7 protein-coding genes are annotated in these 7,408 nt (G+C 71.8%); 5 read left to right on the top strand and 2 right to left on the bottom strand.

All coding sequences use genetic code 11. The annotated features are described in order from the left end of the window. Positions 1–68: 68 nt before the first annotated feature. A complete protein-coding gene (locus tag ACFWP5_RS41190) occupies positions 69–1,583 on the bottom strand; it encodes a sensor histidine kinase (protein WP_384169247.1) in 1,515 nt (504 codons plus the stop codon). Then, on the bottom strand, positions 1,583–2,320 hold the full coding sequence (locus tag ACFWP5_RS41195; RefSeq protein WP_384169250.1) for a response regulator transcription factor: 738 nt from the start codon (positions 2,318–2,320) through the stop codon (positions 1,583–1,585). The genes ACFWP5_RS41190 and ACFWP5_RS41195 overlap by 1 nt, the downstream gene beginning before the upstream one ends. 151 nt (positions 2,321–2,471) lie before the next feature. Between ACFWP5_RS41195 and ACFWP5_RS41200 the strand changes: the two genes are divergently transcribed. The 5 genes from ACFWP5_RS41200 to ACFWP5_RS41220 all read left to right on the top strand — a co-directional run bounded on the left by ACFWP5_RS41200 (position 2,472) and on the right by ACFWP5_RS41220 (position 7,360). Beyond that, positions 2,472–3,824: a ferric reductase-like transmembrane domain-containing protein gene (locus ACFWP5_RS41200; RefSeq protein WP_384169253.1), complete on the top strand. Its 1,353-nt coding sequence runs from the start codon at positions 2,472–2,474 to the stop codon at positions 3,822–3,824. A gap of 7 nt (positions 3,825–3,831) precedes the next feature. Continuing rightward, a complete protein-coding gene (locus ACFWP5_RS41205; RefSeq protein WP_384169256.1) occupies positions 3,832–4,302 on the top strand; it encodes an FMN-binding protein in 471 nt (156 codons plus the stop codon). Between the two features lie 77 nt (positions 4,303–4,379). Then, entirely contained in the window at positions 4,380–5,762 is a 1,383-nt protein-coding gene (locus tag ACFWP5_RS41210) for a ferric reductase-like transmembrane domain-containing protein (protein WP_384169259.1), read from the top strand. A gap of 19 nt (positions 5,763–5,781) precedes the next feature. Beyond that, the gene (locus tag ACFWP5_RS41215) at positions 5,782–6,567 is read left to right on the top strand and encodes an FMN-binding protein (RefSeq protein ID WP_384169262.1); all 786 of its coding nucleotides are present in this window, start codon (positions 5,782–5,784) and stop codon (positions 6,565–6,567) included. Further along, positions 6,560–7,360, top strand: a complete 801-nt coding sequence (locus ACFWP5_RS41220; protein ID WP_384169265.1) for an FAD:protein FMN transferase — start codon at positions 6,560–6,562, stop codon at positions 7,358–7,360. The genes ACFWP5_RS41215 and ACFWP5_RS41220 overlap by 8 nt, the downstream gene beginning before the upstream one ends. Positions 7,361–7,408: the final 48 nt, after the last annotated feature.

Consider the following 7,408-nt stretch of genomic DNA (forward strand, 5'->3'; position numbering starts at 1 on the left):
GAGTGCGGGAGCGTCGTGGCTGGTCGCGCCCACGCGGCGGAGCCGCAAATCGATACAGCCCCGCGCCCCTAGGTAGGTCCACCTGACGGAAGTCTTACCGTGAACGTTGTCGCCCCTGGGCGGCTTTCCAACTCCACGCTCCCTCCGTGTGCCTCCGCCACCGCCGCCACGATCGACAGGCCGAGGCCCGCTCCTCCTCCCCCGCCCTCTGCGCGTCGGCGGTCCGCCCGGGTGAAGCGTTCGAAGACTCCTGGCTGGACCTCTGCCGGGACTCCCGGGCCGTCGTCGTGGACCACCAGGCAGGTCGCCTCACCGTCCGGTTCCGTCTCCACCGCCACCGTCACCTTCGTGCCACCAGGCGTGTGCAGACGCGCGTTGGCCAACAGGTTGGCCAGCACCTGTTGGAGGCGGTGGGCGTCGCCCGTGACCGTGACCGGTTCCTCGGGGAGTTCCAGGGTCCAGCGGTGGTCGGGGCCGGCGGCCCTCGCGTCGGCGATCGCGTCGAGGACCAGGCGGGTGAGGTCGACGGGGCGGCGTTCCAGGGGGCGGCCCGCGTCGAGGCGGGCGAGGAGGAGCATCTCGTCGACCATCACGCCCATGCGTGCCGACTCGGCCGTGATGCGCTCCAGCGCCCGGGTCACCTTGGGCGGAACGGGGTCCGGGTGCAACAGGGCGAGTTCGGCGTGGCCCCGGATCGACGCCACCGGTGTGCGCAGTTCGTGACTGGCGTCGGCCGCGAAGCTGCGCAGCCGTTCCTCGCTGGCGTGCCGGTGGGTGAGCGCGTCCTCGACATGGCCGAGCATGCGGTTGAAGGCACCGGCGACCCGGCCCACCTCACTGCGCGGATCGGACTCCGGTGCCTGGGGCGGCAGGGTCACCTCGCCGCTGGCCAGCGGGAGTTCACTGACCCGGGTGGCCGTGGCGGCGACCCGGCTGAGCGGCCGTAGCGACCAGCGGACCCAGAGGGCGCCCGCGAAGCCGGTGATCAGGAGGGCGGCGCCGAAGACGATCGCCTCGACCGCTTCCAGGCGGTGGACGGTGGCCTCCACCGACTCCAGCGGGAGTCCGGTGATCATCACGTCGCCGTCCCGGCCCGAGGAGGCCAGGACCCGGTACCTGTCGAGAGACGAGAGGTAGATGGTGTGGGCCCTGCCGTCGACCTGGACCGCGGCGAGTTCCCGCCGGTCCCGCACGGTCAGGGCGACCTTCAGGTCGGTCGTGGTGTCGTCCTTGTCGGTGGGCACGACCGCCGCGTTGGTGACGGTGCCGTCGACCAGGCGGGCGCCGAACGTGCCCGGCGCCTGCCGGCGGGTGTCGCCGCGTTCCCGGTCGTCGGCGTCGTGGTCGGTCAGCGTCTGGCCGTTGTGCTCCAGGCTGGCCGGGAACTGGGTGCCGACCTCGGTCAGCTGCTGGTCGAGCCGGCCGGTGAGGAAGCCGTCCAGCTCGATGACCGCGGCCACCCCGACGGCGGCGCAGCTGACCGCGAGCAGCACCACCAGGCCCGCCGTCAGGCGCGCCCGCAGGGTGTACGGGCGGGGCAGCCGGCGCAGCCACCGTCCGACGGCTCGCCGTCCCGTGGTCATCACGCCACCGGCTTGAGCACGTACCCGGCGCCGCGCACGGTGTGGATCATGGGCGCGCGGCCGGCGTCCACCTTCTTGCGCAGGTACGAGATGTACAGCTCGACGACATGGGCCTGGCCGCCGAAGTCGTAGGACCAGACGCGGTCGAGGATCTGGGCCTTGCTGAGGACGCGGCGCGGGTTGCGCATGAGGAAGCGGAGCAGTTCGAACTCGGTCGGTGACAGCTCGACGAGTTCGCCCGCGCGGGTGACCTCGCGGGCCTCCTCGTCCATGACCAGGTCCCCGACGGTCATCCGGGGGCCCTCCTCCTGCTGGCGGGCCATGCCCGCACGGCGCAGCAGTCCGCGCAGCCGGGCGACGACCTCCTCCAGGCTGAAGGGCTTGGTGACGTAGTCGTCGCCGCCCGCGGTGATGCCGGCGATGCGGTCCTCGACCGTGTCCCGGGCGGTGAGGAAGAGCACGCAGACGTCGGGCTTGACCTCGTGCAGGGAGCGCAGCACGGCGAAGCCGTCGGTGTCCGGGAGCATCACGTCGAGGACGACGGCGTCGGGCCGCAGCTCGCGCGCCCCGGCGAGCGCGGTGGCGCCGTCGCCCGCCGTGCACACCTGCCAGCCCTCGTAGCGCAGGGCGCCGGACAGCACCTCGGCGAGGTCGGGGTCGTCGTCGACGACGAGGACGCGCACGGGGGTGCCGTCGGGTCGGGTGAGGGCCGGTCGGCCGGAGCGGGTCGTGTTCATGGCGCTTACCAGCATCTCCCCTGGCGGCGCCCTCGGCCGCCGTGAGCGGCTCTGAGTTTCCTCTGAGAAAGCTGAGAAAGGCGTCCGCTCAGAGATCCCTCAGAGGTTCGGCCCGCACAGTTGCGTGCAGGACGGGTGAAAGGACGCACACATGACCACCGTGTACGAGCGGCGGGCGGCACCGCCCGTGGCGCCGGCTCCCCGGCGGTCACCGGCGGGCGCGGTGCTCGGGCTGCTGTGGGCCGGAGCGGCGGCCACGGTCGCCCTGTGGTGGGCGGGCACCGGTTCGGTGGTCGGCGCGGCGGGCTGGCTGACCGGGGTCGGGCGGATCGCCGGGCTGCTGTGCGGGTACGCCTGTGCCGTGCTCGTGGGTCTGATGGCGCGGGTGCCACTGCTGGAGCGGCGGGTCGGCTCCGACCGGGTGGCCCGCTGGCACGCGATGGCCGGGCGCTACACGATCTGCCTGCTCGTCGTGCACGTCGTGTTCATCCTGCTCGGCTACGCCGCCCAGGACCGTGCCTCGATCGTGCACGAGACGGTGACGGTGGTGCTGGACTACCCGGACATGCTGAAGGCGACGTTCGGGGCGATCATCCTGTTCGCGGTCGGCATCACCTCGGCCCGCGCCGCGCGCCGCAGGCTCAGCTACGAGTTCTGGTACTACGTCCATCTCCTCACGTACGTCGCCGTGTTCCTCACCTTCTTCCACCAACTCAGCCTGGGCAACGAGTTCAACGGCCACGCCGGAGCCACGGCCGCCTGGTACGGCCTGTACCTCGGTGTCGCGGCCCTCGTCCTCTGGTACCGGGTCCTCGCCCCGGTGCGGCTCAACCTGCGGCACCGGCTGCGGGTCGAGTCCGTGCACCCGGAGGCGCCGGGCGTGTACTCCGTCGTCGTACGCGGGCGGCATGTCGACGAACTCGGCGCGCAGGCGGGGCAGTTCTTCCGCTGGCGGTTCTTCGGCGAGGGCATGGGCTGGACGTCGACGCCGTACTCGCTGTCGGCGCCGCCCCGCCGGGATCTGCTGCGGATCACGGTCAAGGCGCTCGGCGACCACAGTGCGGCCATAGCGCTGTTGCGGCCGGGGGCCCGGGTGTGGGCGGAGGGGCCGTACGGGTCGCTGACCGCCGAACGGCGCACCGCGCAGCGGTCGTTGCTGATCGCGGCCGGGGTCGGTATCACCCCGCTGCGGGCGCTGTTCGAGACGCTGCCCGGCGAGGTGACGCTGCTGTACCGGGCGCGCTCGGCTCAAGACCTGGCGCTGGGGGCCGAGTTGGAGGCGATCGCGCAGTGGCGCGGGGCGAAGGTGCTGTACGCGCTCAACGGGCCGCAGGGGCAACGCCCTTCGCTCGGCGCGACGGCGCTGCGCAAGGCCGTGCCCGATCTCGCCGGGCACGACGTGTACATCTGCGGTCCGCACGCGTTCGCCCAGGACCTGTACGGGGCGCTGCGCGCCGCCGGTGTGCCGGACCGTCGTATCCATCACGAGTCGTTCGAGCTGTGAGGCCGTCGTGCATCCGTTGAGGAAGAATCGTCCGCTGCGCCGGATCGTGCTGGCGAGCGCGGTCACCGCGTCCGGTCTGGTGATGCTGCTGGCGCTGAAGCCGCACACGGCACCCGCGATCGCGGTGGCACCCGCACCGGCCGCCTCCAGCTCCTCCGGCGCCAACTCCGGTACGGGGTCCGGCGGTTCGACCGCCACCGGCACCAAGACCGTCACCGGCGGGACCACGCAGACCCGTTGGGGTCCCGTGCAGGTGAGGATCACGGTGAAGAACGGCAAGATCACCGATGTCACCGCGGTCCAGTCACCGTCGGACAATCCGCGCGACCAGGAGATCAACTCCTATGCCCTGCCGGAGCTGAGGAGCGAGACGCTGTCCGCGCAGAGCGCGAAGATCGACACGGTGTCGGGAGCCACCTACACAAGTGACGGTTACCGCCAGTCACTTCAGTCCGCACTGGACTCGGCGGGACTCTGAACGCACGGGCGCAACGGCACGTACTTCAGGGCCAAGGGGCCACGCCACACCCCTTGTGCCCCGTCCACGGAGGAACCGTGACCACCACGCTCGCAGGCGGACGTGCCGCCCGCCGACAGACGATGCGCCGCATCCGCCCGCGCCGCTCCCCAGCGACCCTGCTGCTGCTCGCCGTCTGGGCGGGCGCGGTCGGGGTGCTGTGGCTGTGGTGGCACAACACCCCGTCCATCGCCGACCAGAACGGCAAGATCCTCAACGCGGGCCGTATCACCGGCCTGTTGGCCGGATACCTGATGGCACTCGTCGTGCTCCAGATGGCCCGCGTGCCCGCTCTCGAACGCCGCGTCGGCTCCGACCGCGTGGCCCGCTGGCACGCGATGAGCGGCCGCTACACGCTCTGTCTGGTCTTCGCGCACGTCTTCCTCATCATGTGGGGCTACGCCCTCCAGGCGGGCAAGACGCTGAGCGACATCGTCCAGCAGACCATCGACTCCGTGAACCAGCTGCCCGACATGGGCAAGGCCGCCATCGGCACGGGCCTGTTCCTCCTCATCGGCCTCTCGTCGATCGGCGGCATCCGCCGCAGGCTGCCGTACGACACCTGGTACCACGTACACCTGCTGACGTACGCGGCGGTTTTCCTGACCTTCTGGCACCAGATCACCACCGGCAACGACTTCGCGCTGACGCCGCTCGCCAAGACCGTCTGGTACGGGCTGTACGGCACGGTCACCGCGCTGGTGGTCTGGTACCGGATCCTCACCCCGATCCGCCTCAACATGCGGCACCGGATGCGGGTCGAGGCGGTCATCGAGGAGACGCCCGGCATCGTGTCGGTGCTGATCAGCGGGCACAAGCTGCACCGGATGGGCGCGGAGGCCGGCCAGTTCTTCCGCTGGCGGTTCCTGGCGCCGGGCATGCGGTACAGCTCGCACCCGTACTCGCTGTCGGCGGCGCCCCGCCCGGACATGCTGCGGATCACGGTCAAGGCGATCGGCGACCACAGCGCCCGGCTGCGCGAACTGCGGCCCGGTACCAGGGTGTGGGCCGAGGGCCCGTACGGCGCCATGACCGCCTCCCGGCGCAGCCGCGGCAAGGTGCTGCTGGTGGCCGGCGGGGTCGGCATCACGCCGATGCGGGCGCTGTTCGAGACGCTGCCCGGCGGGGCCGGTGACATCACCCTTCTCTACCGGGCCAACAGCACGCAGGACCTGGCGCTGTGGGACGAGTTGGCGAAGATCGCCGACGAGCGCGGCGCCCGGCTGATGTACGCGGTCAACAGTCCCGGCGGGGAACGCCCCGACATCTCGGCGGAGTCCCTGCGCCGGAAGCTGCCGGACATCGACCACCACGACGTCTTCATGTGCGGGCCGCCCGGCTTCGCGCAGTCGGTCTACGAAGCACTGCGCGGCGCCGGGGTTCCCGCCCGCCGTATCCATCACGAGTCGTTCGAGATGTGAGCGACGGGAGCCAGGAGCGATGAAGAAGAGTCACCCCATCCGGCGTGTTCTGCTCGCGAGCGCCGCCACCGTGTCCGGGATCGTGCTGCTGCTCTCCCTGAAGCCGGCGTCGGATCCAGCGGCGTCCGCGCAGGGTGCGGCGGCCCAGGGAGCCGCCGCCGCACAGGAGTCGCCCCAGGGCGGTGCCGCGGCGGCCGGGACCTCGACGGTCACGGGCGCTGTCGCCCAGACCCAGTACGGAGTCGTCCAGGTACGTCTGACGGTCGCCAACGGCAAGATCACCAAGGCCGAGGCCGTCCAGGCGCCCAAGGGCGGCACCAGCGACCAGAAGACCGCGCTGTCCGTGCCCAAACTCAACCAGGAAGTGGTCGCCACCCAGAGCGCGGACATCACGTCCGTGTCCGGGGCGACGTACACGAGCGGCGGCTACAAGAAGTCGCTGCAGTCGGCCATCGACAAGATGAAGGCGGCCGGCGCCAACACCGCGGCCCCGTCCAAGAGTTCGGCCGCCGGGTCGGGTCAGGCAGCCCAGGCCAAGACCGTCACCGGTGATGTCGCGACGACCGAGTACGGGCCCGTCCAGGTCCGGATCACGGTCGCCAACGGCAAGATCACCAAGGCCGAGGCCGTCCAGGCGCCCAAGGGCGGCACCAGCGACCAGAAGACCGCGCTGGCGATCCCCAAGCTCAACCAGGAGGCCGTGGCGGCCGGGAGCGCGACCATCACCTCCGTGTCGGGTGCGTCGTACACGAGCGGCGGTTACAAGCAGTCCCTGCAGTCGGCGCTGGACAAGGCCGGTGTCTGACACGGTGACCGATCCCGCGGAGGCTCCCGCCGCGTTGCGGCACGCCGAGGAGGTCATGGGGACGGTGTTCTCCTTCGACATCCGCGGCGGGGAGCCCGAGGCCGTCCAGGCCGCGCTGGAACAGGCGGTCGCCCAACTGCACCGCGTGAACGAGGTGTTCAGCACCTACCGCGACGACAGTCAGGTCTCGCGGCTGGCCCGCGGGGAGCTGGCCCTGGCGGAGTGCGACGACGAGGTCGCCGAGGTGCTGGAACTCGGGGCCGAGGCGGAGCGGGTGAGCGCCGGCTGGTTCAGCACGACGTACGAGGGACGGCTCGACCCGACCGGCATCGTGAAGGGCTGGGCCGCCGAGCGTGCGGCCGGGCTGTTCACGGCGGCCGGGGTGAGCGGGGTCAGCGTGAACGGCGGCGGTGACGTCCAGATGTTCGGCACGCCGGGACCGCACCGGCCCTGGCGCGTCGGCGTCTCCGACCCGCTCCGCCCGGGCGGACTCGCGGCCGTGATCTCCGCCGCGGGCACCGACGAACTGGCCGTGGCCACCTCCGGTACGGCGGAGCGCGGGGCGCACATCGTGGACCCGTCCACCGGCAAGTCCGCGGTGACCGACCTGGTCGCCGTCACCGTCGTGGCCCCCCGTCTGACCTGGGCCGACTGCTGGGCCACGGCCGCGTTCGCGATGGGTTCGCGGGAGGGTCTGGCCTGGCTGGAGTCGCTGCCGAACGTGGAGGCACTGCTCATCACGGCGGGCGACGAGGTGCGCTGCACGGGCGGCCTCGCCGCCAGACTCGGCTGAAGCCCCATGCGAGTCGGGGGGGGGCCCGCGGCGTAGAGCGCGCCCCCC

Origin of the sequence: Streptomyces sp. NPDC058469, from assembly GCF_042721125.1 — a bacterium.
Lineage (GTDB): Bacteria > Actinomycetota > Actinomycetes > Streptomycetales > Streptomycetaceae > Streptomyces.

What these genes read in the sequence shown, in the direction of transcription:
- ACFWP5_RS41195 (WP_384169250.1), bottom strand. Translation starts at nt 2,320, where the DNA reads ATGAACACGACCCGCTCCGGCCGACCGGCCCTCACCCGACCCGACGGC.
- ACFWP5_RS41215 (WP_384169262.1), top strand. Translation starts at nt 5,782, where the DNA reads ATGAAGAAGAGTCACCCCATCCGGCGTGTTCTGCTCGCGAGCGCCGCC.
- ACFWP5_RS41200 (WP_384169253.1), top strand. Translation starts at nt 2,472, where the DNA reads ATGACCACCGTGTACGAGCGGCGGGCGGCACCGCCCGTGGCGCCGGCT.
- ACFWP5_RS41190 (WP_384169247.1), bottom strand. Translation starts at nt 1,583, where the DNA reads ATGACCACGGGACGGCGAGCCGTCGGACGGTGGCTGCGCCGGCTGCCC.